Origin of the sequence: Streptomyces sp. WAC 06738, from assembly GCF_003945505.1 — a bacterium.
Taxonomy (GTDB): domain Bacteria; phylum Actinomycetota; class Actinomycetes; order Streptomycetales; family Streptomycetaceae; genus Streptomyces.
In genome coordinates, this window is sequence record NZ_CP029618.1 from 69,801 (window position 1) to 95,459 (window position 25,659).

The 25,659-nt window shown below is 72.8% G+C and carries 25 protein-coding genes and 2 pseudogenes; 11 read left to right on the forward strand and 16 right to left on the reverse strand.

Annotated features, from left to right (window positions below):
• The first annotated feature begins 18 nt into the window (after nucleotides 1-18).
• The 5 genes and pseudogenes from DMB38_RS00310 to DMB38_RS37625 all read left to right on the forward strand — a co-directional run.
• Entirely contained in the window at nucleotides 19-1,557 is a 1,539-nt protein-coding gene (locus tag DMB38_RS00310) for an amino acid permease (RefSeq protein WP_125933432.1), read from the forward strand.
• Nucleotides 1,554-2,981, forward strand: coding sequence for an FGGY family carbohydrate kinase (locus tag DMB38_RS00315; protein WP_125933433.1), 1,428 nt, complete (start codon nucleotides 1,554-1,556; stop codon nucleotides 2,979-2,981). Before DMB38_RS00310 ends, DMB38_RS00315 begins: the two co-directional genes overlap by 4 nt.
• Entirely contained in the window at nucleotides 2,978-4,414 is a 1,437-nt protein-coding gene (locus DMB38_RS00320; protein WP_125933434.1) for an NAD(P)/FAD-dependent oxidoreductase, read from the forward strand. The genes DMB38_RS00315 and DMB38_RS00320 overlap by 4 nt, the downstream gene beginning before the upstream one ends.
• Nucleotides 4,411-5,664 (forward strand): FAD-dependent oxidoreductase, encoded by a 1,254-nt coding sequence (locus tag DMB38_RS00325; RefSeq protein ID WP_125933435.1) that lies wholly within the window; start codon nucleotides 4,411-4,413, stop codon nucleotides 5,662-5,664. The genes DMB38_RS00320 and DMB38_RS00325 overlap by 4 nt, the downstream gene beginning before the upstream one ends.
• A gap of 342 nt (nucleotides 5,665-6,006) precedes the next feature.
• Nucleotides 6,007-6,180: pseudogene (locus DMB38_RS37625) on the forward strand (nuclear transport factor 2 family protein); the annotation flags it as partial.
• Between the two features lie 121 nt (nucleotides 6,181-6,301).
• Here DMB38_RS37625 and DMB38_RS36525 read toward each other — a convergent pair.
• Nucleotides 6,302-6,625 carry a phospholipase A2 gene (locus DMB38_RS36525; RefSeq protein ID WP_240662655.1) on the reverse strand — a complete coding sequence of 108 codons (324 nt, stop codon included), beginning with the start codon at nucleotides 6,623-6,625 and terminating at the stop codon, nucleotides 6,302-6,304.
• A gap of 332 nt (nucleotides 6,626-6,957) precedes the next feature.
• Entirely contained in the window at nucleotides 6,958-7,236 is a 279-nt protein-coding gene (locus DMB38_RS00340; RefSeq protein ID WP_125933437.1) for a hypothetical protein, read from the reverse strand.
• A 237-nt stretch (nucleotides 7,237-7,473) separates the two neighbouring features.
• Between DMB38_RS00340 and DMB38_RS00345 the strand changes: the two are divergent.
• Nucleotides 7,474-9,290, forward strand: a pseudogene (locus DMB38_RS00345) (alkyl sulfatase dimerization domain-containing protein).
• Nucleotides 9,291-9,302: 12 nt separating this feature from the next.
• Here DMB38_RS00345 and DMB38_RS00350 read toward each other — a convergent pair.
• Nucleotides 9,303-9,632 carry a hypothetical protein gene (locus DMB38_RS00350; protein ID WP_125933438.1) on the reverse strand — a complete coding sequence of 110 codons (330 nt, stop codon included), beginning with the start codon at nucleotides 9,630-9,632 and terminating at the stop codon, nucleotides 9,303-9,305.
• 77 nt (nucleotides 9,633-9,709) lie between these two features.
• Entirely contained in the window at nucleotides 9,710-9,985 is a 276-nt protein-coding gene (locus DMB38_RS00355) for a hypothetical protein (RefSeq protein ID WP_047014262.1), read from the reverse strand.
• A gap of 91 nt (nucleotides 9,986-10,076) precedes the next feature.
• Between DMB38_RS00355 and DMB38_RS00360 the strand changes: the two genes are divergently transcribed.
• On the forward strand, nucleotides 10,077-10,463 hold the full coding sequence (locus DMB38_RS00360; protein ID WP_125933439.1) for a VOC family protein: 387 nt from the start codon (nucleotides 10,077-10,079) through the stop codon (nucleotides 10,461-10,463).
• Nucleotides 10,464-10,486: 23 nt separating this feature from the next.
• Here DMB38_RS00360 and DMB38_RS00365 read toward each other — a convergent pair whose 3' ends face one another.
• Nucleotides 10,487-10,870, reverse strand: coding sequence for a helix-turn-helix domain-containing protein (locus DMB38_RS00365; protein ID WP_125933440.1), 384 nt, complete (start codon nucleotides 10,868-10,870; stop codon nucleotides 10,487-10,489).
• Between the two features lie 100 nt (nucleotides 10,871-10,970).
• On the opposite strand from DMB38_RS00365, the gene DMB38_RS00370 reads away from it, so the two are divergent.
• Nucleotides 10,971-11,372, forward strand: coding sequence for a Rid family hydrolase (locus DMB38_RS00370; protein ID WP_125933441.1), 402 nt, complete (start codon nucleotides 10,971-10,973; stop codon nucleotides 11,370-11,372).
• A gap of 10 nt (nucleotides 11,373-11,382) precedes the next feature.
• Here DMB38_RS00370 and DMB38_RS00375 read toward each other — a convergent pair whose 3' ends face one another.
• From DMB38_RS00375 to DMB38_RS00415, 10 genes are all read right to left on the reverse strand, one after another.
• Nucleotides 11,383-11,859: a (2Fe-2S)-binding protein gene (locus tag DMB38_RS00375; RefSeq protein ID WP_125933442.1), complete on the reverse strand. Its 477-nt coding sequence runs from the start codon at nucleotides 11,857-11,859 to the stop codon at nucleotides 11,383-11,385.
• Between the two features lie 15 nt (nucleotides 11,860-11,874).
• Nucleotides 11,875-14,169, reverse strand: a complete 2,295-nt coding sequence (locus tag DMB38_RS00380; RefSeq protein WP_125933443.1) for a molybdopterin cofactor-binding domain-containing protein — start codon at nucleotides 14,167-14,169, stop codon at nucleotides 11,875-11,877.
• Nucleotides 14,170-14,453: 284 nt separating this feature from the next.
• On the reverse strand, nucleotides 14,454-15,308 hold the full coding sequence (locus tag DMB38_RS00385; RefSeq protein ID WP_125933444.1) for an indole-3-glycerol-phosphate synthase: 855 nt from the start codon (nucleotides 15,306-15,308) through the stop codon (nucleotides 14,454-14,456).
• The gene (locus tag DMB38_RS36005; RefSeq protein ID WP_164715899.1) at nucleotides 15,292-15,447 is read right to left on the reverse strand and encodes a hypothetical protein; all 156 of its coding nucleotides are present in this window, start codon (nucleotides 15,445-15,447) and stop codon (nucleotides 15,292-15,294) included. Before DMB38_RS36005 ends, DMB38_RS00385 begins: the two co-directional genes overlap by 17 nt.
• A gap of 6 nt (nucleotides 15,448-15,453) precedes the next feature.
• Nucleotides 15,454-16,146 carry a transglutaminase-like domain-containing protein gene (locus tag DMB38_RS00390; protein WP_125933445.1) on the reverse strand — a complete coding sequence of 231 codons (693 nt, stop codon included), beginning with the start codon at nucleotides 16,144-16,146 and terminating at the stop codon, nucleotides 15,454-15,456.
• Nucleotides 16,147-16,160: 14 nt separating this feature from the next.
• A complete protein-coding gene (locus DMB38_RS00395; protein ID WP_125933446.1) occupies nucleotides 16,161-17,264 on the reverse strand; it encodes an acyl-CoA dehydrogenase family protein in 1,104 nt (367 codons plus the stop codon).
• A 180-nt stretch (nucleotides 17,265-17,444) separates the two neighbouring features.
• The gene (locus DMB38_RS00400; RefSeq protein WP_125933447.1) at nucleotides 17,445-18,917 is read right to left on the reverse strand and encodes an AMP-binding protein; all 1,473 of its coding nucleotides are present in this window, start codon (nucleotides 18,915-18,917) and stop codon (nucleotides 17,445-17,447) included.
• A 245-nt stretch (nucleotides 18,918-19,162) separates the two neighbouring features.
• Nucleotides 19,163-20,059 (reverse strand): DUF3152 domain-containing protein, encoded by an 897-nt coding sequence (locus tag DMB38_RS00405; protein ID WP_125933448.1) that lies wholly within the window; start codon nucleotides 20,057-20,059, stop codon nucleotides 19,163-19,165.
• 17 nt (nucleotides 20,060-20,076) lie between these two features.
• The gene (locus tag DMB38_RS00410) at nucleotides 20,077-20,709 is read right to left on the reverse strand and encodes a superoxide dismutase family protein (protein WP_125938723.1); all 633 of its coding nucleotides are present in this window, start codon (nucleotides 20,707-20,709) and stop codon (nucleotides 20,077-20,079) included.
• 131 nt (nucleotides 20,710-20,840) lie between these two features.
• Nucleotides 20,841-21,485, reverse strand: a complete 645-nt coding sequence (locus DMB38_RS00415) for a hypothetical protein (protein ID WP_125933449.1) — start codon at nucleotides 21,483-21,485, stop codon at nucleotides 20,841-20,843.
• Between the two features lie 601 nt (nucleotides 21,486-22,086).
• On the opposite strand from DMB38_RS00415, the gene DMB38_RS00420 reads away from it, so the two are divergent.
• From DMB38_RS00420 to DMB38_RS00430, 3 genes are all read left to right on the forward strand, one after another.
• On the forward strand, nucleotides 22,087-23,103 hold the full coding sequence (locus DMB38_RS00420; protein WP_125933450.1) for a glycoside hydrolase family 6 protein: 1,017 nt from the start codon (nucleotides 22,087-22,089) through the stop codon (nucleotides 23,101-23,103).
• 239 nt (nucleotides 23,104-23,342) lie between these two features.
• Complete coding sequence (locus tag DMB38_RS00425) at nucleotides 23,343-24,065, forward strand: tRNA-dependent cyclodipeptide synthase (RefSeq protein WP_240661867.1); 723 nt, start codon at nucleotides 23,343-23,345, stop codon at nucleotides 24,063-24,065.
• Entirely contained in the window at nucleotides 24,052-25,065 is a 1,014-nt protein-coding gene (locus DMB38_RS00430; RefSeq protein ID WP_125933452.1) for a squalene/phytoene synthase family protein, read from the forward strand. Before DMB38_RS00425 ends, DMB38_RS00430 begins: the two co-directional genes overlap by 14 nt.
• A gap of 64 nt (nucleotides 25,066-25,129) precedes the next feature.
• Here the strand turns inward: DMB38_RS00430 and DMB38_RS00435 are convergent, their stop codons facing one another.
• Nucleotides 25,130-25,516 carry an SH3 domain-containing protein gene (locus DMB38_RS00435; protein WP_125933453.1) on the reverse strand — a complete coding sequence of 129 codons (387 nt, stop codon included), beginning with the start codon at nucleotides 25,514-25,516 and terminating at the stop codon, nucleotides 25,130-25,132.
• Nucleotides 25,517-25,659: the final 143 nt, after the last annotated feature.

Sequence of the window (25,659 nt, forward strand, 5' to 3'; positions counted from 1 at the left end):
CGGTCAGGCGGTCGAGCTATGGCAGACGTAGAGGCGCGTCCCCCGGGAGCGGAGCCGGCCCGCCAGGACGGCGGCCCGCCCCCGCAGCGGATGGCGCGCGAGCTGGGCTGGTACGCCTCGTTCTCCGTGGCCTTCGGCTTCGTCTCCATCGCCACCGGGATCTTCACCACCTACGGAGCCGTCCTCAGCACCTCGGGACCCCGCGGCATCTGGGCCTGGCCGATCTCCGTGGTCGGCCAGCTCTCCATCGCCCTCGTCTTCGGCGCCCTCGCGGCCAGGATCCCGATCAGCGGCTACTCCTACCAGTGGGTGTCGCGGATCGTCGGGCCGGTATGGGGCTGGATCATGGGCTGGGTCTCGTTCGCCTTCCTGGGGGTGGTCCTCGTCGCCGTGGACTACACCATCGCCTCGACGATCCTCCCCGAGCTGTTCCAGTACGTCGGCACCACCCAGAACGCCTGGGTGATCACCGCCGTCGTGGTGCTGCTCCAGGCCGTCCTGGTGGCCGCCTCGACGCGCTTCACCCACCGGGTGAACAGCACGGCGGTGACCGTGCAGCTCATCGGCATGATCGCCCTGACCGTGCTGCTCTTCGTCGTCGGCGCCCTCACCGGCAAGCTGGACTTCGGCCATCTCTTCGAGGCCGGTCCCGTTCCCGAGAGCGGGTACTACGCGCTGGGCGGCGCCACCGAGGCGGGGCCCTTCGCCCTGGCGTTCCTGCTGGGCGCGTTCACCATCGTCGGGTTCGAGTCCGCGGCCAACCTGGCGGAGGAGACCAAGAACCCGGCCCGCGTCATCCCCAGGGCCATGGTGCAGGCCGTGATCTCCCTGGGCGTGCTCGGCCTGCTCTTCCTGATCGCGATCACCGCCGCGGCCGGGCGCGTCGACGGCGTCGGCGCGTCGGACACCCCGGTGGCCACCGTGATCACCGCCGTGCTCGGCTCGGTGGTGGGGAAGATCCTCCTGGTCCTGGTGGTGATCTCGATCTTCTCGTGCGGGCTCGTGATCACCCTCAGCGGCACCCGGCTGGTGTACGCGATGTCCCGGGACGAGCGCTTCCCCGGCTGGCAACTGCTGCGCCGCATCCACCCGCGCACCGCGACGCCGCTGAACGCCTCGGTGTTCATGATGCTGATCGCCCAGATCATCCTCGCGGTCTTCTCCCAGTCCACCGACGCGCTGTTCGAGCTGTTCTCCGCCGGCACCCTGCTGCCCGCCCTCATCTACGCGGGAACCGTCGCGATGTACGCGGCCAAGCGCCGCTCCCTGCCGCCGTCCCGGGGCTTCACTCTGGGCCGCTGGGAGATCCCGGTCCTCGTCGTCGCGGCCGTGTGGCTGCTCTACGAGCTGCTGATCTTCCGCGACGCCTCGTTCCGGGCCCCGTGGATCTACGTGCTGGTCCTCTTCGCGATCGGCGCGGTGTACTTCGCCGGTCTGCTGCTCCGCAGCGGCCGGGCCGGCCTGACCATGCCCGACCTGGCCGACGTCGACCGGTCGCTGGACACGGCCGACACCGCGATCCCGCGGCCCAAGGCCGCCGAAGGGGACGCGCGATGAGCGCGATCCTCGCCATCGACCAGGGCACTTCCGGCACCAAGGCCATCGTCGTCGACGCCGAGGAGGGGATCGTCTCCCTCGCCGAGGAGACGATCCGCCCCGCCTACCTCCCCGGCGGAGGCGTCGAGCAGGACCCGCACGAACTGCTCGGCTCCGTCCTCGGCACCGGCCGCCGAGCCGTCCGCGAGGCCGGCCGGCCGATCGACTGCGTAGCCCTGGCCAACCAGGGCGAAACCGTCCTGGCCTGGGATCCGGCCACCGGCGCGCCGCTCTCCCCCGCCCTCGTCTGGCAGGACCGGCGGGCGGAATCCGTCTGCGCGGAACTGGCCGACCGGGCCGGCGACATCGCGCGGCGCACCGGGCTCGTGCTCGACCCGTACTTCTCCGCGCCCAAGATGGCCTGGCTGCGCCGCCACCTCACCCGCGACGGGGTGGTCACGACCACCGACACCTGGCTGGTGCACCACCTCACCGGGGAGTTCGTCACCGACGCCGCCACCGCCAGCCGCTCCCTCGTCCTCGATCTCACCACCGCCACCTGGGACGACGAACTCCTCGGCCTCTTCGGCCTGGGCGGCGAGCGGCTGCCCCGCATCGTCGCCTCCGACGAGATCGCCGGCACCACCCGGGCCTTCGGCCCGGCCGTCCCCGTGGCCGGGCTCGTCGTCGACCAGCAGGCGGCGCTGGTCGCCGAGGGCTGTCTGGAGCCGGGCTCCGCGAAGTGCACCTACGGCACCGGTGCGTTCCTGCTGGCCAACACCGGCCGGAACCCGGTGCGTTCCGGCGCCGGACTGACCACGTCGGTGGCCTGGCAGCGGCACGGCCACACCACGTACTGCGTGGACGGGCAGGTCTACACCGTCGCCTCCGCGGTGCGCTGGCTGGAGGACCTCGGCCTCGTACGGTCCGCGACCGAACTGGACTCGCTCGCCGCCACCGATACGGAAGGGGTGCTGTGCGTCCCCGCGTTCGCCGGGCTGGCCGCCCCGTGGTGGGCCCCGGACGCCACCGCCTCCTTCACGGGCATGACGCTGGCCACCCGCCGCGAGCACCTCGTCGGTGCGGTGCTGCAGGGCATCGCGGCGCAGGTCGCCGAGTTGTGCGCGCTGGTGGCCGGCGACATCGGCAGGCCGCTGAGCCGGCTGCGCGTGGACGGCGGCCTCACCAACTCCGCCGCCCTCATGCAGGCCCAGGCCGACATCGCCCAGATCCCCGTGGACGTCTACCCCCACGGCCACGCCACTCCCCTGGGCGCGGCCGCCCTGGCGCGCTGCGCCCTCGATCCGGCGCTCAGCCTGGAGGAGGCCGTAGGCGACTGGCAGCCCACCACCGTCTACGAGCCCCGATGGCCCCGGGAACGGGCCGAAGAGTTCCGTACGGCGTGGGCAGCCGCCGCCGAAGCCGCCAAGGGAGATCCCGCATGACCGCCACCCCCCCTCGTCCGCACGACGGCGTCTTCGACGTCGCGGTGATCGGCGGAGGCATCGTCGGCGCGGCCATCGCCCGCGAACTGTCCGGATACGACCTCGCCGTCGCCCTGCTCGAGGCCCGCGACGACGTGGGCGACGGCACCAGCAAGGCCAACACCGCGATCCTCCACACCGGCTTCGACGCCAAGCCCGGCACGCTCGAGTCCGAACTGGTCGCCCGCGGCTACCGGTTGCTCGGCGCGTACGCCGAGGCCACCGGCATCCCCGTGGAACGCACCGGAGCCATCCTGGTGGCCTGGACCCGCGAGGAGCTGGACGCCCTGCCCGGGCTGAAGGAGAAGGCCGAGGCCAACGGCTACGAACACTGCCGGATCGTCGGCCCCGACGAGGTCTACCGGGACCTGCCCGACCTCGGCGAGGGGGCGCTGGGCGGTCTGACCGTCCCGGACGAGGCCATCATCTGCACCTGGACCACCAACCTCGCGCTGGCCACCGACGCACAGCGGCGCGGCGCCGCCCTCCTGCTCCGGCACGCCGTCACCGGCATCGCCCCCGGGGACGAGGCGACCGTCCTGCACACGGCGGCCGGTGACATACGGGCCCGCTGGGTCGTCAACGCGGCCGGCCTCGGCGCCGACCACGTCGACCGCCTCCTCGGGCACGACCGCTTCACGGTCACCCCGCGCCGCGGCGAGCTCTTCGTCTTCGACAAGCTGGCCCGCCCGCTCGCGAACAAGATCATCCTTCCGGTGCCCTCGTCCCGCGGCAAGGGGGTGCTCATCGCCCCGACCGTCTACGGCAACGTGATGCTCGGCCCCACCGCCGAGGACCTCACCGACCGCACCGCCACGGCCACGTCGGAAGAGGGCTTCGACTTCCTCCTCACCAAGGGCGCGCGCCTGATGCCGCGCCTGCTCACCGAAGAGGTCACCGCGAGCTACGCGGGCCTGCGCGCCGCGATCGACCACCCCGACTACCTCATCGAGACCGACCCGCCACAGCGCTACGTCCTCGTCGGCGGCATCCGCTCCACGGGGCTGACCGCGGGCATGGCCATCGCCGAGCACGTCCGCGGATTGCTCGCCGACGCCGGCCTCGCCATGCGGGCGCGCGAGACACTGCCCGAGCCGCCGCGGATGCCCAACATCGGCGAAGCCTCCACGCGCCCATACCAGGACGCGGACCTCATCGCCCGCGACCCCGCCTACGGCACCCTCACCTGCTTCTGCGAGCGGGTCACCGAGGGCGAGATCCGCGACGCCTGCCACGCCGCCGTGCCCGCGCGGACCCTGGACGGACTGCGCCGCAGGACCCGCGCCATGAACGGCCGCTGCCAGGGCTTCTACTGCGGCGCGGCCGTCGCCGCCCTGTACGAGCAGCACCATTCTCACGACGGCTGCCACGACCACAGCGGGGACGACCGATGACTCACCAGCCGCCTCTCACCACCACCGACGTGCTCGTGATCGGCGCAGGCCCCGCCGGGCTGACCGCCGCCGCCGAGCTGGCCGCGGGCCGGGCCGGCGAGATCCTGGTCGTCGACCGCGAACCGGCCGCCGGCGGGATCCCCCGGCACAGCGACCACACCGGCTACGGGCTGCGTGACCTTCACCGCGTGCTGTCCGGGCCCGCGTACGCCCGCCGTCTCGTCGACCGGGCCGCCGCGGCCGGGGCCGGGATCCGGACGCGTACCACCGTGACCGGCTGGGCCGACGCGGATACCGTCGAGGTCACCAGCCCCGAGGGCCGCTACCGCATCCGGGCCCGGGCCATCGTGCTGGCCACCGGCGCACGGGAGCGTCCCCGCACCGCACGCCGCATCCCAGGAGACCGCCCCGGAGGGGTTCTCACCACCGGTCAGTTGCAGAATCTCGTCCATCTCCACCACCGCCCCGTCGGCAGACGCGCCGTGATCGTCGGCGGCGAACTCGTGAGCTGGTCCGCGGCCCTCACCCTCCGCGAAGCCGGCTGCACCCCCGCCCTGATGGTCAGCGAGCACCCGAAGGCGGAGTCCTACGCCGCGTTCAACGCCGCCGGGCGGACGGTGCTGCGCGTGCCCGTGGCCACCCGTACGCGCGTCACCCGCGTCATCGGAAAGAACCGCTGCGAGGCCGTGGAGATCGAGCACCTCGACACGGGCCGCCGCCGCACGGTCGCCTGCGACACCGTGGTCTTCACCGGCGACTGGATCCCGGACCACGAACTGGCCCGCGCAGCCGGCCTCACCCTCGACCCCGGCACGCTCGGACCACTCACGGACACCGCACTGCGCACCAGCAGCCCCGGGGTCTTCGCGGCCGGCAACCTCCTGCATCCAGTGGACACCGCGGACATCGCCGCCCTCGACGGCCGCCATGTCGCCGCGCAGGTCCGCCGCCATCTGGACGGCGAACGCCGGCCCGCCGAGGGCGTACGCCTGATCGCGGACGCCCCGTTCCGCTGGATCGCCCCGCAAGTCCTGCGGCCCGGCGATCCGGCACCGCCCCACGGCCGGCTGCTGCTGTGGACCGACACCTTCGTCCGCTTTCCCCGAGTCACCGTCCGGCAGGATTCCGGGACCGTCACCACCCGCCGGCTCCCCTGGCCGGCCGCCCCCGGCCGCGCCTTCCGGATCCCGTCGGCCCTGCTGGACGGCGTCTCGCCCACGGGCGGCCCGGTGCACATCGAGGTGCGGTAACCGCCCGGCGGTGGCAGTCGGCCCGGTTCGCGGCCGGGCGCGGCAGGGTACACGTCGCCCCGGTGCCCGCGGGCGAGGCTCAAGCCTCACTTGACGTGTCTGCACGGTAGCGGGCGGGAGTTGGGCCACGCGGTGGTGGAACGGGCGGTGGAGCGGGCCGCCGGGGTGTCGGACACGGCGCCGCTGCCGATCGGGCCGCCCGTACACGTGCTGGTGGTGCACACCGGGCGGTCGGCGAACCTGCGTTGGTCCGCGGACGGGGCGGCGCGCCGCGAGCGGGTCCACTCCGGGGAGGCGCTGATCAACCCGGCGGGCTGGGCCTCGCGGCCGCGCTGGCAGGAGGCCGAACGGGAGATCTTCTCGGCGGTGGGCCGCATGGACATCGAAACCGTGTCCGCCGACGGCCGCTTACTGGTCGCCACGTACACGAACACCACGTGGGAAAGCATGCACACCCGCTGGACCTTCACCGTCACCGGCGGCAAGATCAGCCCCTTCCAGACCGGGCAGCCCTGATCTGCGCTGCGGCCGACGCGAGGGCTGAGCCGGCACCTTCCTTCGGCGCAGGGCACGGGCGCGGCCCCCCCGGCGGAGATCAGCGGGTGGGGCGTTGCTGATCTCCGCGTGGTCTCGTGCTCTAGAAGAACGAGCTGTCGCCGCCCAGTTGGACCGCCTCGTAGTACGCCTCGGCGGCGTTGAGGCAGGTGAGGTGGGAGAGGGGGGAGCCGTCCCGGTCGTCGCAGATGCGGCGCATCTCGGTGCGGAAGCGGTCGTCGATCCAGTTCTTGGTTTCGCGGGTGGGGCTCAGCTTCAGCTCGTGCTTGCCGCCGTAGTTGCGGTAACCGAAGTCGTGGAGCGCGCACGCGGGGCGGAACACCTCGCTGTACGGGGCGTAGCCGGTGGGGACGGAGCAGCCGTCGGTCGTCCAGTTGAACGGGGGACGTGCGGGGTTTCGGCGAATTCCCCGTAGGTGAGGTTCATGAGGGCGTCGGCCTGCTCGCGCGGCGTCGGCGCTGCTGCGGGAGCGGAGTCGGTGCCGGCGGCCTGGGCCGTGGTGGCGCCGAGGGTGGCCGCTGTGAGGAGGGCCAGGGTGGCGGCTGCTGTCGACAGCTTCGCGCGCAGGATGCGGCTGATCTTGTTCATGCCGGGAGGCTGCGCATCGCTGACGCGATCATGCAGACCCGGGCACGAATCCGCCCATAAGGGTCTCCCGGACCGCCCGGTCGGCCGAAGCGGGGCCTGCCCGGCGCGGAGGGCTTGTTCGCCCCCGCGCCGGGCAGGCGCCGGTTTCGGTCAGGGAGCGTCGAGGGACTCCTCGATGCCCTTCATCTCCTCGTCCGTGACCTCCTGGACCAGACGCCGGCCGGTCTTGTCATCGATACCCTCGCAGGCCTCAGGCTTCTCTTCGCCGGCGCCTTCCTTGCCCGCCGCGGCGTCCTTGAGCTGCTGGGTGATGGCCTCCTTGCAGGCTGCCTCATCCCCCTCGCTGTCGCTACCGCAACCGGCCACGGCGAAGGTCAGTGCCGCCGCAGCCGCAGCAAGAGCGGATACACGGGCAGTGCGCTTGTGCATGATTCCCCTAGCAAATACGTGTTCGGACCGGTGAATCCTGTCCGACCGCGGCGGCCCGTGTCTTCCGGTGTGACTGTTTGGTGACCTGACCGGGACACGATCACAAGGATTCGGATCGTCAGGTTCGAAGAGCCGGCTGTTCTACGCGTGTCACTCGAACGGCCCGGCCCGGCAAGTCCGGCATACGCGCCTGTCAGAGGCTGGTATCACGGCATTTACCCCCGTGGGAGGACCTGTATGGCCACGCCCGATCCCAGCGACCGCGGCGACTTCGAGGCCGCCGACCGCGGCTTCCTCGCCGGCCCCGCCGAGCGGCAGGTCACGGCCGCGGACGGGCGGGTGGTGTGGGACTTCGACGACACCGCCTTCCTCAGTTCCCTTCCCGATGGCAACCATCCCGACACCGTCGACCCCAGCCTGTGGCGGCAGGCGAAGCTGTGTGCGCGTGCCGGGCTGTACGAGGTGACCGAGGGCGTGCTCCAGGTGCGCGGGTACGACCTGTCGAACATGACCCTGATCGAGGGCGACCAAGGGGTCGTCGTCGTGGATCCGCTGATCTCGCGGGAGACCGCCGCCGCCGCGCTGGCCCTCTACCGCGCGCAGCGCGGCGACCGGCCCGTCACCGGCGTGGTCATCACGCACTCGCACCTCGACCACTTCGGCGGCATCCTCGGGGTCCTCGACAAGGACGCGGACGTGCCGGTCATCGCCCCGGCCGGGTATCTGGAGCACGCCGTGGCGGAGAACGTCTACGCCGGCACCGCGATGCTGCGCCGCGGCTTCTACTACGGCGGCATGAACCTGGAGCGCGGCCCCGCCGGGCTGGTCGGCATGGGGCTGGGCTTCACCGCCTCCACCGGTACGCCCGCGCTGCTGCCCGCCACCACGGACATCACCCACACCGGGCAGACCGAGACCATCGACGGGGTGCGGTTCGTCTTCCAGATGACGCCGGGCACCGAGGCGCCGTCGGAGATGAACTTTCTGCTGCCCGACCACCGCGCGCTGTGCATGGCCGAGAACGCCACCCACAACCTGCACAACATCCTGACCCTGCGCGGCGCCGTCGTCCGCGACGCCCGGGTGTGGGCCCGTTATCTGGACGAGGCGCTACGGCTCTTCGCCGCCGGCGCCGACGTGCTGTTCGCCTCCCACCACTGGCCGACCTGGGGGCAGCAGGCGATGCGCGACTTCCTCACCGAGCAGCGGGACCTGTATGCGTATCTCCACGACCAGACCCTGCGGCTGGCCAACCAGGGCTACACCGGCACCGAGATCGCCGAGATCATCGAGATGCCGCCGTCGCTCGCCGCCGCCTGGCACACGCACGGCTACTACGGCACCGTCAGTCACAACGTCAAGGCCATCTACCAGCGCTATCTCGGCTGGTACGACGGCCATCCCGCCTCGCTGTGGGAGCACCCGCCGGCCGAGACCGCGAAGCGCTACGCCGAGTGCATGGGCGGCGTCGACGCCCTGGTGGCCAAGGCGAGCGCGTACGCCGAGGACGGCGATCTGCGCTTCGCCGCGCAGCTCCTCAAGCACGCGGTGTTCGCCGACCCCGACCACACCGGCGCCAGGAACACGCTCGCCGGCGTCTTCGAACGGCTCGGCCACGGCGCCGAGTGCGCCACCTGGCGCAACTGCTATCTCGTCGGCGCCCGAGAGCTGCGCGAAGGCGTCGGCCGGACCGATATCGCCGCGAGCAGCCTGATGGCCGCCCTCAGCGTGGAGCAGCTCCTCGACTCCGTCGCCATCGTCGTCGACGGCCCCGGGCGTGGGATCTCCACCTCACCCTGGACTGGCACGTCACCGACCTCGGCGAGCACCACCGCGCCACGCTCTCGCACGGCGCCTTCACCCACCACCGCCTCGACGGCCATGCCGCGGAGCCGGCGGACGTGTTGCTGACGCTGACCAAGGCCCAGTTGCTCGCGCTGCTCGCGGGTGAGGATCCGGAAGACATCGAGCACACGGGCGACCTGGGCGTGCTGCGCACCCTGCTGTCCGTCCTCGACAAGCCCGACCCGGACTTCGCCGTCGTTACCCCCTGAGGTCGCGCGGGATCAGCCCGCGGGCGGCGGGCCCCAGCCGCCGTGCGGCTGCTGCGGCTGCTGCGGCTGCTGCGGAGGCGGCGGGGCGCCGTAGGGCTGCTGTGCCGGGTACGCCGGGGGCTGCTGCGCGGCGTGCTGGGTCGAACCGCCGGGGCCGCGGTCCAGTACACCGCAGGCCACCGCGCCGATCATGAGGCCGATGCCGAGGTACGAGCTGGACTCGCGGATCTGCTGGAACTCGATGCTCTCCACGTCAGAGCGCTCCGCGATCATCGGCATCGCGAATCCCTGCACGAGGAAGTACAGGCCGCAGACGAACAGCAGCCATCCGAAGATTTTCATACGCGGCACCCTACGTCGGGCACGCGCCTTACCAGGCCGGATTCCGCTTCCCGAAGTCCGCGCGGCCACACGGGCGTTCAGGCTATGTCGCCCGCCCAGACCCAGCGCCCCGGAGAGCCGGGCGCGGGGGCGTACGTGGCGCGGCCGCCGGCGCCGAAGCGGCCCAGCTCGGTGGGGAGGGCCGCGCCCGCGGCAGTCTCCGCCGCCGTCCACCCTGTGATGTCGAGCAGCAGCCCGTCCAGGGGGCCGCCGACCAACTCCGCGTAGTCCCTGCCCGGCCGCGGCCCCGGGTGCGGATCGTCGTGTTCCGTGCCGTACACCCGGCCGCGCAGCAGCTCCTCGTCCCTGTCCATGACCCCAGCCTCTCAGCCGCCACTGACAGTCCGCCCCGGCCGGGCCACCCGGGGCCGCGCGGCGCCGGGGAGCGGCCCGTATGCTGCTCGCATGGCATGCCGCATCACCGAACTGGTCATCGACACCGCCGACCCCGAGCGGCTCGCCGCGTTCTGGAGCGACGTCCTCGGTTACGTCGAGCTCGGCAGGGAGGACGACGGCACCATCGAGATCGGGCCGCCCGACGCAGGCTTCGGCGGCCTCCAGCCCACGCTCGTGCTGAGCGCGAGCAGCGAGCCGCGCAAGGGGAAGCTGCCCCTGCACATCGACGTCAACGCCACCGACCGCGACCAGGATGCGGAGCTGGAGCGGCTGCTGGCGCTCGGGGCCAGGCACGTCGACATCGGCCAGACGGGCGAGGAGAGCTGGTACCCGCTCGCCGACCCCGAGGGCAACGAGTTCTGTCTGCTGCGCTCCCGGGTGCTGCCCGTGGGCTGACGCCCTCCGTGCCGCTTCTGCCGTCAGGCGTCGAAGCGGCTGCGCGCGTCCTCGATGTGGCCCAGGTACTGCTGGGTCCAGCCGCACATGGCGTCGACCGTGGCCCGCAGGGCGCGGCCCGGCTCGGTGAGGGTGTACTCGACCCGCGGCGGGACCGTGGGGTAGACCTTCCGGTCGACCAGGCCGTCCCGCTCCAGCGTGCGCAGGTTCTGGGTGAGCATCTTGTGGCTGACGCCGTCGACCTCGTTGCGCAGCTCGCCGAAGCGCAGGGTGCGCTCGCCGAGCGCCTCAATGATCAGCAAGGCCCACTTGTTGGCCACGTCGGAGAAGATCTCCCGGGCCAGGGAGTCCGCGCGCCTGAGGTCCGCGTCCTCGGGCAGGCCCCCGAGTTCGTGCTTGGTCACCATCTGGTTCCTCAGTTACCGAAAAGTGCGTTCTTCCAGGTGAACGCTCACTCTCTTACAGTTTCCGAGTAACCGCAAGAGAGCACAGGGAAGGACCCTCACCATGGCCACCACCGACGCCTTCCACCACGGCGTGGCAGCCGAGAACGACTTCGGCTACGCCCAGGCGATCAGGTCCGGCGAGCTGATCCACGTCTCCGGGCAGGTCGCCTTCGACGAGGCGGGCGAATTCGCTTACGCGGACGACTGCGCCGCGCAGCTCACGCTGACGTACGCCAACCTCGACAAAGTCCTGGAGCACTACGGCGCCACCCGCAACCAGATCGTCTCGCAGACCGTGTACGGCGTGCGCCTCCAGCAGAACGCCGAGGCGATCTCGGCCGGCAACCTCGCCTACTTCGGCGCCCACCGCCCGGCCAGCACCGTCGTCGGCGTGACCGAGCTGGCCTTCCCCGGCCAGCTCGTCGAGATCGCCGTCGTCGTGGACACCCGGCTGCCCGCCTGAGCGACCCGTCTCACATCCGTTCCGCGCCTGCCCTGATGGCCTCGCGGATACGGACGTAGGTGCCGCAGCGGCAGATGTTGCGCAGGCCGTCGAGGTCGTCGTCGGTGATCTCGCGGCCCTCGGCGGCCACGCGGCGCACCAGGGCGACGGCGGCCATGATCTGGCCGGGCTGGCAGTAGCCGCACTGGACGACGTCGTGGTCGAGCCACGCCTGCTGCATGGGGTGCAGCTCGTCGTCGACGGTGTCCGCGAGGCCCTCGATCGTGGTGACCTCGTCGGCCGGGCGGAGTTCGCCGACCGGGATCGCGCAGGGGTTGACCGCCTTGCCGTTGAGGTGGCTGGTGCACGCCTTGCAGACGTTGATGCCGCAGCCGTACTTCGGCCCGGTGATGCCGAGGATGTCGCGCAGCACCCACAGCAGACGCTCGTCGTCGGCAGCGTCGACGGTGACCTGCTCGCCGTTGACGCGGAAGGTGTGCTCGGGCACGGGGGTCTCCTTGCCTCAGCGAGCCTGGTCCAGGCCGTCGGTCGGGGACGCGGGGATGGGCGGGACGGTCGGCTTGGGCTCGAAGGAGAGCGTGCCGTGGTTGATCGGGAAGACGGTCGGCATCGTCCCGGTGGCCCGCCCGTACGCGCACGCCACCGCGGCCATCGACGCGGCGACGCCCAACTCCCCTGCGCCGCCGGGCTCGTCGGAGGTGTCGGGCATGACGATGATCTCCAGCTCGGGCGGGGTGTTCCACTGCCGGGTGTAGAAGTAGTTGTCCCAGCTCGCCTCCAGGAAGTGCCCGTCCCGCAGGTGAAGGCTGGAGGTCAGCGTCTGGGCGATGCCGTCCATGAGGCAGCCCATCATCTGGGCCTCGAGCCCGCGTGGGTTGACCGCCAGGCCGACGTCGACGGCGAAGACGGCCTTGGTGACGCGGGGGCCCGCGACGCCGTCGCGGATGGGGCGGTTCACGGTCTCGGGGCGGCAGTCGATCTCCACGAGGGCGGCGCTGACCGACTTGTACTCGGAGTGGAAGGCGATGCCCTGCGCGGTGCCCTCGGGCATCCGCCGCCCCCAGTCGCCGGCTTCCGCGGCCTTCGCCAGGACCGCGCGGGAGCGTGCGTCGCGCAGGAAGTCGCGGCGGAAGCCGTACGGGTCCTTGCCCATCTTCGCGGCGAGCCGATCCACGACCAGTTCCCGGGCGCAGACGACGTCCGGCGAGTAGACGTTGCGCATGCTGCCGGTGTTGAAGCCCTTGTCGGTCTCGTTGAGGAGCCGGGTGGCCGGCCCGAACTCGTACGGCATGGACTGGGTGAGGTGGAAGAAGGTCTGGGAGAAGCCGATGTCGCCGACCGGCAGCCGCGCGGCCATGGCGGTGAACAGCTCGCCGAGCCCGTGGCCGAAGTCGGTGGCGACGCTGGTGTGCCGCTGCCTGAAGCCGAGGACGGCGCCGCCGGCGTAGTCGGCGCGCACCCGGGAGGTGGCCATCGGGTGCGTACGGCCCTGGCGGGCGTCGTCGGCGCGGTGCCACATGAGCTTCACGGGCTTGCCGATCCTGCGGGAGACCTCGACGGCTTCCAGCGCGGCGTCGAAGAACAGCTTGCGGCCGAAGGACCCGCCGCCCTGGACGACGTGGACGGTGACGCGGCCGAGGGGCAGGCCGAGCCTGGCGGCGATGGCCTCCTTGGCGACGACCGGCGACTTGAGCGCCGACCAGACCTCGGCGCGGTCGGGTCGTACGTCGGCGATGGCGCAGTTGGGTTCGAGCGCGCTGTTGCTGCGGAAGTGGAAGGTGAACTTGCCCTCCACGTGGGGCGTGAGCGGGGGCAGTCCCATCGGCGGCTCGGCGGCGGCGAGTTCACGGAGCACGGTCTCGTCGGACTTGCCCTCGGCGGTGCCGGGCAGCCAGTCGACGCGCAGGGCTCGTACGGCATCGATGCACTGGCCGAAGGTCGCGGCGCGTACGGCCACGCCGGTATCGATCGGCACGACGTCCGTGACGCCCGGCATGGCGGCGACCTCGGCGAGGTTGGCCACGGCGCCGGGTTTGCCGTTGATGGTCGGCGGGCGGCAGACCATCGTGGGCTTCGCGCCGGGGACGTCGAGGTCCATCGCGAACTTCTTGCGGCCGGTGACCGCGTCCCGGGCGTCGATACGGTTGTGGGGCCGGCCGATGACCGTGAAGTCCTCGCGGGCGGTGAGCCGGACCTCGACGGGCTCGGAGCGGGTGGCGGCGGCCTTGGGGGCGAGGGCGCCGATGCCGACGGCGGCGCCGGAGCGGTCGTGGACGGCGCCGTCGCGCAGGGTCAGGTGCGCGACGGGCGCGCCGAGTTCGGCCGCGGCGGCGGTGAGGAGCCGGTGGCGGGCGACGGCGGCGGCGACACGGATGGGGGTGTACGTGGCGATGGTGGTGTTGGAGGCGCCGGTGAGCTGGTTGAAGAGCAGCTCGGGGCGGGCCTCGGCCAGCGTGACCCGTACCCGCTCGGGCGGCACCGCGAGTTCCTCGGCGACGAGCATGGCGGTGGAGGTGGTGATGCCCTGTCCGACCTCGGCCCGGGGCAGGGCGAAGGAGACGGTGCCGTCGGCCTCGATCTCGACGGTGATGAGACCGGAGGTGGGCAGCGCGGCGGCGGTCATGACGTCGTTGAGGTCGAGGAGTTCGGTGAGGTCCGGCGCGGCGGGGGCGGCACCGGCCGCGGGGGCGGGCGCGAGCCGGGCGGCGGCCACGAGGGTGGGCGCGGCCAGCACGTAGCCGAGGAACCTTCGCCGGCCCGGTCCTTCGTACGGCCGTGCGCCGTTCGGTCCGGTCATCGTCCGGCTCCTTCCGCCCGGTTGCCCTGGGGTGCCGCCGCCGCGGGCTACGGGCCCGTGGAAGAGGAGTACCAGAACGTACCGGCCGGGGCGATGCCCGGCACAGAAGAGATCCGGCCCCGCGCGGTCGGTCGCCGCCCGGTCGCCCGCTGAGGGCGCGCACAGCATCGTCGCGGACAGGCCCTGCTGTTCCCCGGCGCGGTGGAGTCGGCGCCGGGGCGGAGGGCGGGCTCCGGGCGCGTACGTCCGGCCGGTGACCGGCTACGGCGCCCGGGCTGCCGGTGTCAGGCCGCGGCGGCGCCCGGGCTCGGCGCGCTCCTCGCGGCCGCCCGTTCCGCAGGGCCGGCTGCCTCCGTCCGTACGGACGACTCATCAGCATGACGCCGCTGTCCTTCCCCGGCCGCCTGTTCCGCGCCGGGCAGCAGTGCGCGCAGGTCGCCGAACCAGGCGTCCGTGTCCTCCGCGCGCAGCAGCCCGGTGCCGATCAGCAGACCGCGGAAGCCCGCCGCGAGCAGCCCGGCGGCCTCCTCGGGGGTGGCGATGCCACTCGCGCTGACGGCGAGCCCCGCGCCGGCGGCCCGGACGCGCGGCAGCAGGTCGTGGCTGCGGCCCAGGCCGGGCTCGTCGCTCTCGCGCACGCGGACATCCTTGTTGTTCACGGCCACGACGCACGCCTCGGGCCGGGTGAGCGCGGACAGTTCGGCGCCGGAGGTGATCTCGACGAACGGCGTGACGCCGTGGGCCAGGCAGGCGTCGATCAGCACCCCCATGAGCCGGTGCGGCAGGATCGTGGCGGTGAGCAGCACGGCCGCCGCGCCCGCCTCGGCGGCCTGTCTGATCTGCTTCTCCTTGGTGAAGAAGTCCTTGACGAGGACCGGCAGTGAGGTCGCCGCGACCACCTCGTCCAGGAGCCGGGCCGTGCCGCCGAACCACGAGCCGGTGACGACGGAGAGCGCGGGCGCACCCAACTCCTCGTAGCGGCGCACCAGGTCGCCGGCGGTACGGCCCTGCAGCAGGTCCTCACCTCCCGCCCCGCACTGCTTGATCTCCATGATCACGGGTAGGTCGGCCACGGCGAGCGCGTCACCGAAGCGCTGGTCCGTCGCCTTCACGGGGGTGCTCTCAGCCGAAAAGGGCATGTCGTTCCTCCTGCTTGACCGGTCGCCGCACCCGGTCCCGGGCGCGGCGGTCGACGCCGGCGAGCGCCGGCAAGGGGTGTCCTGCGGCGGCGGTGCCGCCGTAGTGCTCCGCGGTGATGCCGCACACTTTGATCCACACGCGACTTCAGCCCTTCCGCGCGCCGGCGTCGGCGTGGAGCGAGCCGGTGACCAGCCGGGTGCTCGTGGGGTCCGCGAAGATGCCGGGGTGCGCTGCGCGCATCCCGTCGAGGACCCGCTCGTACGGCAGGTCGTCGAACTCGCCGTGCTCGCGGACGACTTCCATGTGGCGGGTCCCGTCGTCGCCGTACGGATGGTGAACGCTGTCGGCTCGGCCGTCGAAGTCGAGGGGACGCATGCCGTACAGGCGGCAGAGCAGCCGGTTGAAGACGGGGGTCGCGCGCACCCATCTGCCGTCGAGGTGGACGGTGGTGAAGGCGTGGTAGCGGAAGATGTCGCCGCCGGTGAGCCGGCGCAGCGCGGGCGACGGCAGGTGGTTGCGCACGTCGGTGAGCACGAGCCGCGCGGGGATGCCGGCGGCGCGCAGGGCGGCGGCGTAGAGCACGGACTTGTGGATGCACACGCCCTTGCCGGTACGGGCCACCTGCCCGGCGGTGACGCCGGTGCGGGACAGGTCCGCGCCGTAGACCTCGTAGTCGATGCCGTCGCGCACCGCGTAGTAGAGGCGTACGGCCGCGTCCCTGCTGCCGAGCCTGTCCCGGGGCAGCGCGCGGCGGACGAAGGTGCGGACGCCGGGGTCGTCGGAGTTGAGGAACTCGGTGGGGGCGAGGGCGCTTTCCAGGTCCGTGGTCGTCGTCATTGTGTCCTCCCGCGTCAGGCGGCGCGCCCCAGACCGAGCGTCGCGGCTATCCGGTGGTATTGCGTCTCCGCGGTGCCGGAGTGGAAGGTCACGGCGGGGGCGCTGCGCAGTTCCTCTTCGAGGCCGTACTCGGCCATGGCGGAGTCGAGGGCGGCGCGGCCCGCGACGAGCTTCGCGATCGCCAGGTCGGCGGTGACCTTGCGGCCCGCGGTGAACTTCTCGGCGGTGTCGTAGAGCCACTTCCTGGAGGTCTCCAGGCCGATCTTCATGTCGACGATCCGGCGGGCGACGGGCGGGAAGTCGCCGACGGCGCTGCGCTCTCCCGCGTACGCGACGCAGCGGTCGAGGCGGCGGCGCATCTCGCCCGCGCTGACGATGAAGCAGCACAGGATCTCCCACGTCATCACGTGGTCCAGGACGAGGGACCCGGCGCCGACGCGGCCGAGGATGTGGGTCCTGGGCACCCGGCAGTCGTCGAGGACGAGAGAGCACAGCGGCGGGGACTTCGCCCCTGTCTCCTCGGTGGGGCCGCCGAAGGTGAGGCCGGGCGTGTCGCGTTCCACGAGGAAGGCGGTGATGCCGAGGGGGCCCGCGGCGGGTTCGGTCTTGGCGTAGACGACGACGAGGTCGGCGACGGGCCCGTTGCCGACGAACGCCTTGGAGCCGCTGAGGCGGTAGCAGTCGCCGTCGGCGGTGGCGGCCGTCCGCATGCCGAGGGCGTCGGAGCCGCTGTCGGGTTCGGCGACGGCGTGGGCGCCGATGGCGGTGCCGGCGGTGATCCGCGGCAGGTACGCGTCCTTGAGCGCGGTGGAGCCGAATCGCTGGAGGGCGATGCCGGTGCTCACCATGTGGGTGGTGATGGCGAAGTTCAGCGCGCTGTCGGGGCAGCCGCGGCCCAGTTCCTCCAGGACGTACATGGTGGTGAGGAGGGAGCGGCCGAGGCCGCCCCACCTCTCGTCGAAGGGCAGGCGCAGGAGCCCGGATTCCATGACGGCGAGCCAGGATTCGCGCGGAAAGGCCGCTTCCCCGTCGCGGCACGAGAAGTCCTGGCCGAACTTCCCGAACCACTGGTCGATCCCCTCTCTCAGCCTTTCGTCGTCCTTCGACCACGCGATCACTGCGGGCTCCTTTGCTCGGGTTGCTGCCGGTGGTCGGTGAGCGGCGGGTGGCGGATGGGGCGGTCGCTAGGTGCGGGCACCGGCCACCTGCCTGGCCGTCTCGGTCCCGCGGCGGGCGCGCAGCCGTTCGACGAGCCGTAGGGCGGCGCCGTCCGTTCCTTCCTCGTACGGGATCCGCGGTCAGAGGCTGTTCGCCACGCTGCGCCGGTCGATCTTCCCGGTGGCGGTGCGCGGCAGCGGCGCGTCGACGAACTCGATGCTGCTGGGGATGCCGGCGCGCGGCAGCTCCGCGGCGACGTGCTCGCGCAGCCGCAGGCTGTTGAGCATCGACCCGGCGGCGCGGTGCACGACGGCGTGCAGCCGTCTGCCGGTGCGCTCGTCGGGCAGGGCGAAGACCACGGCGTCCGCCACCTCGGGGTGGGAGCGCAGCGCGCCTTCGACGGCGGCGGTGTTGATGCAGATGCCGTGGATCTTGACGAGGAAGTCGCTGCGGCCGTCGAGGGTGAGCGCGCCGTCGGGGTGGCGGGTCACGAGATCCCCGGTGCGGTAGTACGGGCCGGGGGTCACGCCGTCGGGGTGGCCGACGAACGACTTGGCGTGCTGCGCCGGGTCGAGGTAGCCGCTGGTCTGGAAGGGGGAGGTGACGATCAGCTCGCCGTGCCCCGGGCCTTCGAGGACGGTGCCGTCGTCGGTGACGATGTCCGCGGCGACCCCTTCGACGGGGCGGCCGATCGGCACGGCGCCGTAGCGGCCGAGGTCGGCGTCGGGGTCCATCTCGTGGACGAAGGTGTCGTTGGTCTCCGTGCAGCCGTAGACGTTGTGCATACGCGCCCGGGGGAAGAGGCCGGGCAGCGCGGCGAGTCCTGCGGAGGACAGCGAATCGCCGGTCACGAGGACGTCGGCGACCGAGGCGAACTCGTCGCCGCCGGGGTGCCTTTCGGCCGCGGCGAGGAGCTGGAAGAGCATCGGCACGCCCTGGACCACGTGCACCGGGCACTGCCGCAGCAGTGTGCGCAGGTGGCCGGGCTGGGCGGCGCGGTCCTGCGCCACCAGGGCGACCTGGCCGCCGTGGGAGAGGGTGGTCCAGACGTCGAAGAGGCTGAGGTCGAAGTTGAGCGGCGCGTAGCTCAGTACGCACGTACCGACCCGGATGCGGAACGTCGCCGCGGCCCACTCCACGAAGGCGCCGATCGCCGCTGCGGGCAGCGGCACCGCCTTGGGGAAGCCGGTGGACCCCGAGGTCGTGAGGATCAGCGCGGTGCCCTCGGGCACCCGGCTCTCGGCGGGCTTCCCGGCGACGGCCGGTCCCGCGGTGCCGGTCGTGAGGGCGCGCGGGTCGGGGAGCACGAGGGCGCCGGTTTCGGCGAGGAGTCCGTCCAGCGGTCTGCCGGTCACGTCGGCGGCGGGCACTAGCACGGGCCTGGCGGTGTGCATGCAGGCGAGGAGGACGGCGATGCTCTCGGGCGACTTCGCGGCGACGACGGCGACGGGGTTTCCCTCCGGGATGCGGAGGGCGGCGATGCTCTTCTCCGCGGTGCGGGCCATCGCCAGCAGGTCCCGGTACGACACCGCACGGCCCTGCCAGAACAGTGCGGGGTTCTCCGGGTGCCGACGCGCGACCGTCGCTATTCGTTCCGCCAGTGGGAGAGCCATGCGGGGGTCCTCCACATTCCTGTTCGACGAGCTTTCCGCCGCACCCAGGATGGGAACAGAAGGCGGCTTGCCGCATCTCGAACAACGCTCTGCGGACTGCCCGTAGGATGCCTTCGGCCGCCGTGCCGGGACCGCTGATCAGCCACGTTTCCGCGAGTCCGGCCGGGGCGGCCGGGAGTCGGGGGACCCCGCACCCCGTGGTGCGCTGAACGGGTGAGAAGGGGTGCCTGGCCGGGTGGCAGGGGTCAGCCGCGGTCCGGGTACGGCCAGGGGTTCGTCTCGCACCGCGCGCCGTCGGTGGTGAGGGACAGCGTCTGCTGCATCATCACGGGCGCGCGCGCCCCGTCCCGTGCACAGGAGGCGTGCAGGTGCCCCAGCCGGTGGCCCACCTCGTGGTTGATGAGCATCTGGCGGTAGCCGAACATGTCGTCCCCGTAGGTCGTCGAGCCCTGGGCCCAGCGGAAGGCGTTGATGAGGACGCGCTCGGTCATGCCGGAGTCGCACGAGACGTTGTCGACGGTGGTGTCGAAGCCCGACATGGCACACCACTCCCCCGTGGTGCCGGGGCTGGCGAGGGTGACGGTGAAGTCGGCGGGCCCGGTCGAGACGCGCTCGAAGGTCCGCCGGCCGTCGTCGCCCCAGCTCCGCGCGTCGTTGAGGGTTTCCTGTACGGCCCTGGCGAACATCCGGCCGTCCAGGGGTACGCCGTCCTCGACGTCGACGCGGTAGCGCACCACCCGGCCCGTGCCCGGGGCCGGATCGTGGCCGGGGACGGTCTCGAAGGTGCCGGGGCCGTCGAGCCCGGCCGGGACCGGAAAGGTCTCGCTCATCCGGCGCCGGTACAGCAGGTCACCGAGGGCGGGCATGTCCGCGGAGCCGCCGGCGGCGAAGCCCGAGCTGTGCGGAAGCCCGGAGGCGGGCGCGCGGTACGGCACGCGGAAGCCCGGCGCACGCTGCTGTACCTGGAGGGGCGGGGGCTTGGCGTCGTCGGCGACGGCCTGCGGCGCGTGGGAGCGCAGGGCGTCGGGGACGAGGCTCGGAGGGAGCGCGAAGAGCCAGACCACCACCCCGGCGGCGCCGAGGAGCGCGAGCGCCACCGCGCCCGCCGCGATCCGCGTCGACCTGCGCGTACGACCGGCCACCCCTGACCACTCCCCCGCTACGCGAACGGCACCGACAGGCAGGCCAGTCGCGCGCCCGCCATGCCGGCCTCGCCCGGGTGCGTCGTCGTCGCGTGCTCGTGGATGACGACGGAGCGGGCTTCGCCCGGCCGGAACCGCCAGTCCTGGCGCGCCGTGGCTTCGGCGTTGCCCCGGAGGTCGGTGGTGAAGTCGAGCCACACCTCGTTGTCGGGGTTGGCGTACGCGGGGTCGACGGACGGCTGCACGGGGTCCGGCTCGTTCTGGTAGTGCGGCCCGGCTTCGTCGGGGGTGCTGCCGCAGGGCTGGGTGTGGACGTGTGCGCCGTACGTACGGTCGGGAATCAGGCCGGTCAGGGTGAGCCGGAGGTGCGTCGTGCCGTGCCTGCCCACCTCGACCACGCCGATGCCGGCGCCCGCGGGCACGAGCGCCGGATCGTACGTGAGCCCGTCGTAGGGCTCGGCGTTCTCCGGCGGCAGGAAGTACGCCTCGCGGGCGACGACATCGGGGTCCTCGCCCTGCGCGGCCGACGCCGGCGCGGGGCCGGCCGCCCCGGACACCAGCAGTGCCACCGCCGCGGGCACCGCGGCCAGCGCCGCCGCCCTGCCCCGGTGCCGCCGCGCCGCCTTCGCCGCTCTCGCCACCGCCATCATCGCCACCACTCCTCGCCGCCGCTCCACGCGCCTGCACGTACGCCTCCACCCTGGCGGCGCCGGGCGTGGCAATCGTGTCGTACGCGCGTGGCGTCCGGGTGATACGGCGGGCGACGGGCCCCGGGCCGCGCCTACTTGCCGTGGTGCGGGCCCCCGGAGCCGACGCGGCTCCAGGTCTGGCAGCCCGTGCTCCGGACGAACTCGGCGTCGTGGACCGTGATGCGGGTCGGTCCCCAGGTGGAGCCGCTGATGACCGGGATCAACTCGCCGCGGTTGTCGACCAGCCGCGCCCACCGGCAGCCGCCGGGCTCGCCGTCCGAGCCCCGGGTCGCGTACGTGCCGGGGGCGATGGCGGCGCCGACGAAGAACGTGGCGTTGCCGAACGAGGTGGCGAGCCGGTGGCCGTCCCCGGCGAAGCGGCGCGACGGGTGGTGCTCGCCTCCGGACGGCGCGGGCGGCTGCTCGCCGGACTTCGCCGAATCCCGCGCCCCGCCCGGGGATTCCGCGGCCTCCTCCTGGCCGGACCGCGCCCCGGCCTGCTCCCCCGGCTCTTTCCCGGACCGGCCCTCGGGCTGGTCCCCGGGCTCGGCGGCCTCGGCCGCGGTCTCCCGTACGGCCGACTTGGCGTCGCTGACCGGTTCGGTTCCGCCGGTGGTCAGCATGGCGGCCACCACTCCCGTCACCACCATGAGGGCGCACGCGGCACCGATCGCCAAGCGGTTGCCCAGGAACCGCTGTACCAGCGGCAGATCAAGGTATTTCGTCAGTCTCTTCATGGCCCCATCGCTCGCATGCGCATAGTGGATGATTAGCTACATAACCTACTTTTCGCATGCAGGAACCCGGGCCTTGCCCGGCCGCGCCACGGCGCGCGTCACCGCATTGGCGCAGAGAACTCCGTGCGGCACCCGCCGGTGTCGGCGCTCTCTGCCCACGGAGGGGGTCAAGCCCGGCGAGTACCGCACGGAGGCTTCACCCCGGCTCGGCGGGCGCGGCGTCGGCCGCGGCGGGTATGCGGGGCATGGCCGGGTCCTCCGGTAGCGGTGCCGGGCGCGGAATCCGGGCGCGGCGGAAGGGGAATCGCTGCTGATTCGAGGAAAGCGGTGAATTCGGCGGGGTGCATATCCATGCCCCGCCGGTACGGGCCGCGGCCCTCGCGGATTGCCATGTCTGCGCAGTTCAGGGGCGATACGGCGCCGCCGTACGGGCCTGGGCGGATGTGCCCCGTCCGGGTGAAGGGGGTACGGCGCGGCGGCCGGTGAAGGCGCTCGCCCGGTCGGGTGTCCGGGCTCGGACGGGCATCAGGGTTACGGTGCGCGAGCGATTGCCCGTGCCATGATCACGACCGATTCTCGGCGCCTATTCGCAGGGGAAGAGATGTCAGCGCGGATCCGTACGCTCGTGTGCGTCGTGCTTCTCGGGGTCGCCCTCGGCTGCCCGCCCCCGGCCGGCGCCCGGGATGCCGCGGGCGGGCAGGGGAAGCCGGCGGCCACGGTGCCGCTCTGGGTCGATCCCGACTCCGCCGCCGCCCGGCAGGTGCAGGAGTGGCGGCGGCAGGGGCGCGGCGCGGACGCGGAGTTGCTCGAGCAGATCGCGGAGCGCCCCGTGGCGACGTGGCCGAGGTGGGACGACCCCCGCCCCGACGTGGAGCGGGCGGTCGCGAGCGCGGCGGCGTCGGGGCACCGGGCGGTGCTCGTCGCGTACAACATCCCGCACCGCGACTGCGGCCAGCACTCCGCCGGCGGCGCGGCGGACGCCGCGGCGTACCGCGCCTGGATCGGCGCCTTCGCGGACGCCATCGGGGACGGCCCGGCGCTGGTGGTCCTGGAGCCGGACGCCGTCGCGCACATGGTGGCGGGCTGCACGCCACCGGCGTACCACCCGGAGCGCCTGGAACTCCTCTCCGGGGCCGTCACGCGGCTGAAGCAGCACCCCGGGGTCGAGGTCTACCTCGACGCCGGCCACTCCAACTGGATCTCCCACCTCTCCGACCTGGCCCGGTCGTTGCGCTCCGCCGGCGTCGACCGGGCCGACGGCTTCGCGCTGAACGTCTCCAACTTCCAGACCACCGAGTCGGAGATCGGCTACGGGCGCCGGCTGTCGGAACTGCTCGACGGCGCCCGCTTCGTCATCGACACCAGCCGCAACGGCAACGGCCCGCTGCGCGGCGGCGCGGACGAGAAGTGGTGCAACCCGCCCGGCCGCGCGCTGGGCCGGCCGCCGACGACGCGGACGGGCGTCGAGGGCGTGGCCGCGTACCTGTGGATCAAGCGGCCCGGCGACTCCGACGGCACCTGCCGCGGCGGCCCGCCGGCCGGCCGGTGGTGGCCGCGGTACGCCCTGGCCCTGGCCCGCGCCGCCGCGGCGAACGACGACGGGACACCGGGCGGCTGACGGCGACGGCCGACCGCCGCGGCGGGTCCCGCGGATCCCAGCGGCGCAGTCGGGGGCGCGGGCGTACCGCGGGGGCGCTTTAGCGCACGCGTCTTCACTTTCAGTGTCCACATGGATGCTATGGGTAATCAACGGACGATCTAGTGGTGCCCCCATCGCCCGGATCGGTTCGCCGTCCCTCGTCTCCCGCCCCGGGCTCCGTCCCCGTCACCGGCGGGAACCTCTCGGAGGTATCCCTGGTGGAATTCACCGACACGCCCCTGACACCGAACTGCGCCCGGGTGTTCGAGTCCGGCGTCCACGTCGTCGTCGGAGTCAGCCTGGGCAACAGCTATTTCAACGGCGACCTGCTGCGCGGGCTGCTGCGGTGGCTGCACGCGCGCTTCGAGACGATCGACGTCGTCGTCCCCGACTCCTGCTACCACGACAACCTGCTGGTCGCGGGGCACCCGGCGGCGTACGCGAAGCGCAAGACCACCCGGGAGACCGCCACCGCGCGCAGCCGCATCCTGCGGTCGTGGCAGCAGGCGGGGATCGGGGCGCCGGGCGCGGAGCACGTGCACCCGCTGTCGGCGCTCGCCGGCGACGCGGTCTACCGGAGCCTGCGCGCGCAGGTGGTTCGAGGGCTCGCGGAGGACGCGGAACTGCGCCGCTGCTGCCTGGAGATGAGCGCGACCGCGCTGCGCTCGCAGTTACGGGGCACGGAGCCCTCGCCGGGCCAGGTCGAGGCGGGACTGGGGTACTTGGAGGCCGAGCTGCCGTTCTTCCTCGGCTCCGCCGACGTGTTCGGCGTCGCCTCGTCGGTGTGCTTCTACCACCGGCCCATTCCGGCGGCGGAACTGCTCTTCTCCCGCGGCGGGAGCCTGCGCCCCCCGCCCTCGCAGGGGTACGCGCTGATCCGCCCGGCGCACGAGGCCCGCCCGGTGCCGGCGGAAGGGGAGGTGCAGGGTGTTCGCCCATGAACTGAGCGCCGCCGGGCTGCGCGGTACGGAGGCCGAGGCCGCGTACGCCGCCTGCGGCCGGTACTTGAGGCGCCGCAACTCCGCGGCGTTTCCCATCGCGCGCTTCCTGCTGCCGCCCGGCAAACGCCCGTACTACGACGCGATGCTCGCGTTCTGCGGGTACGCGGGCGACGTCCTCGACACCACCGAGCAAGGCATGCACGAGCGTGCCGAGCGATTCGACGCCCTGCGGCACGAGGCGCTGCGCCGGATCGACCCGGGCACCGCCGCCACCACGGGCACCGGCGCCGGGCCCGTGACCGCTGAGGCCGTGCTCATCTGCCGGGCGCTGGCCCACACGGTGCGTACCTGGGACATGGATCCGGAGGGGATCCGGCGCTTCCTGCGCACGCTGCGGACTGACCTGGACACCAGCTCGTACGCGACGTTCGAGGATCTGGAGCTCCACATGCGCTCCGTCAGCGGGGACATGAGCATCTGGGTCAACACCCTGCTGGAGCCGGTCGACGAGGAGGCGACGGTGAAGGCCATCGCCCTGGGTTACGGCGTCTACATGCTCGACTTCCTCGACGACATCTCCGAGCACGCCCTCCTGGGCCGCGTCTACCTCCCCCTCGCCGACCTCGAACGCCACGGACTCGGCCGCGAGGACCTCACCACCGCGGCCGCCCGGCAGCGGATGACCCCGTCGCTGCGGGAGGCCGTCCGCTTCGAGGCCGACCGGATCCGGCGCTTCTTCCGGCTCGCGGACGGCTGGCACCGCCACGTCCACCCGTCGGGACAGGAACTGCCACGGCAGTACCTGGAGCTGGGCCGTACGGTGCTCGCCGAGCTGGTCCGCGACGACTACGACATCTTCCAACGCCGCCGCAGCACCCGCCTGCTGTGCACGGCGCGCGCCGGCGGCACCACCGCGCGCTCGTACCTGCGCACCCTGCGGCACCGCCGCGCGCACCCCCCTCGCATTCCGGGCATCCCCGCACAGCGCACGCGCGGCTAGCCCATGCGAACGCCCGGCCGGTGGGACCGGCCGGGCGTGGCGGCGGGGGTGAGCCGCGGCGGGGTCACGGCCGGCAGAAGGGAATCTGGTCCAGGTTCAGCACGTAGCGGGCGGACATGTAGCCGTAACCGCCGCCGCGCACGGGCACGCGGTACCACCTGTTGTTGCCCAGCACGTTCTGGCCGATGACCTTGCACTGGATACGGACGATCGTCCCGGAGTCGGCCCACCCGAGGATGTCGCTGCGCGTCGTCGGCTTGGCCCGCTTGTAGACGACACTGTTGCCGAGCACCTTGCCGCGGTACGGGAACGGGTTGACCTGCGCGGCGGGCGCGGCCTGCGCCTTCTGCCCCTCGGAGTCGGCTGCGGCGAGCGACGGCGTCGTGGCGAGCGCGCCCAGGGTCAGGGCGGCGGTGGCCACCAGGGCGGCGGCAGCCTTGCGGATCGACATCGGGGATCTCCTTTCGCGGTGCTACGCACCAGAGCGGAACGTGAGAACCGTAGGAGAAGCCGGTCGCGGCGCCGCACTATTACGGGCAGACACACCCAACTGCCCCCCGTCCAGCCCAATCCGGGCGGGGCCCTGGGCCACGG

Excerpts from the sequence above, each read along its gene's own strand:
- DMB38_RS00380 (WP_125933443.1), bottom strand. The coding sequence starts at position 14,169 with ATGACCGGACCGAACGGCGCACGGCCGTACGAAGGACCGGGCCGGCGA.
- DMB38_RS00310 (WP_125933432.1), top strand. The coding sequence starts at position 19 with ATGGCAGACGTAGAGGCGCGTCCCCCGGGAGCGGAGCCGGCCCGCCAG.
- DMB38_RS00390 (WP_125933445.1), bottom strand. The coding sequence starts at position 16,146 with ATGACGACGACCACGGACCTGGAAAGCGCCCTCGCCCCCACCGAGTTC.
- DMB38_RS00385 (WP_125933444.1), bottom strand. The coding sequence starts at position 15,308 with ATGCCCTTTTCGGCTGAGAGCACCCCCGTGAAGGCGACGGACCAGCGC.
- DMB38_RS00325 (WP_125933435.1), top strand. The coding sequence starts at position 4,411 with ATGACTCACCAGCCGCCTCTCACCACCACCGACGTGCTCGTGATCGGC.
- DMB38_RS00360 (WP_125933439.1), top strand. The coding sequence starts at position 10,077 with ATGGCATGCCGCATCACCGAACTGGTCATCGACACCGCCGACCCCGAG.
- DMB38_RS00420 (WP_125933450.1), top strand. The coding sequence starts at position 22,087 with ATGTCAGCGCGGATCCGTACGCTCGTGTGCGTCGTGCTTCTCGGGGTC.
- DMB38_RS00315 (WP_125933433.1), top strand. The coding sequence starts at position 1,554 with ATGAGCGCGATCCTCGCCATCGACCAGGGCACTTCCGGCACCAAGGCC.
- DMB38_RS00365 (WP_125933440.1), bottom strand. The coding sequence starts at position 10,870 with ATGGTGACCAAGCACGAACTCGGGGGCCTGCCCGAGGACGCGGACCTC.
- DMB38_RS00350 (WP_125933438.1), bottom strand. The coding sequence starts at position 9,632 with ATGAAAATCTTCGGATGGCTGCTGTTCGTCTGCGGCCTGTACTTCCTC.
- DMB38_RS00355 (WP_047014262.1), bottom strand. The coding sequence starts at position 9,985 with ATGGACAGGGACGAGGAGCTGCTGCGCGGCCGGGTGTACGGCACGGAA.
- DMB38_RS00415 (WP_125933449.1), bottom strand. The coding sequence starts at position 21,485 with ATGAAGAGACTGACGAAATACCTTGATCTGCCGCTGGTACAGCGGTTC.
- DMB38_RS00320 (WP_125933434.1), top strand. The coding sequence starts at position 2,978 with ATGACCGCCACCCCCCCTCGTCCGCACGACGGCGTCTTCGACGTCGCG.
- DMB38_RS00370 (WP_125933441.1), top strand. The coding sequence starts at position 10,971 with ATGGCCACCACCGACGCCTTCCACCACGGCGTGGCAGCCGAGAACGAC.
- DMB38_RS00340 (WP_125933437.1), bottom strand. The coding sequence starts at position 7,236 with ATGCACAAGCGCACTGCCCGTGTATCCGCTCTTGCTGCGGCTGCGGCG.
- DMB38_RS00400 (WP_125933447.1), bottom strand. The coding sequence starts at position 18,917 with ATGGCTCTCCCACTGGCGGAACGAATAGCGACGGTCGCGCGTCGGCAC.
- DMB38_RS00435 (WP_125933453.1), bottom strand. The coding sequence starts at position 25,516 with ATGTCGATCCGCAAGGCTGCCGCCGCCCTGGTGGCCACCGCCGCCCTG.
- DMB38_RS00410 (WP_125938723.1), bottom strand. The coding sequence starts at position 20,709 with ATGATGGCGGTGGCGAGAGCGGCGAAGGCGGCGCGGCGGCACCGGGGC.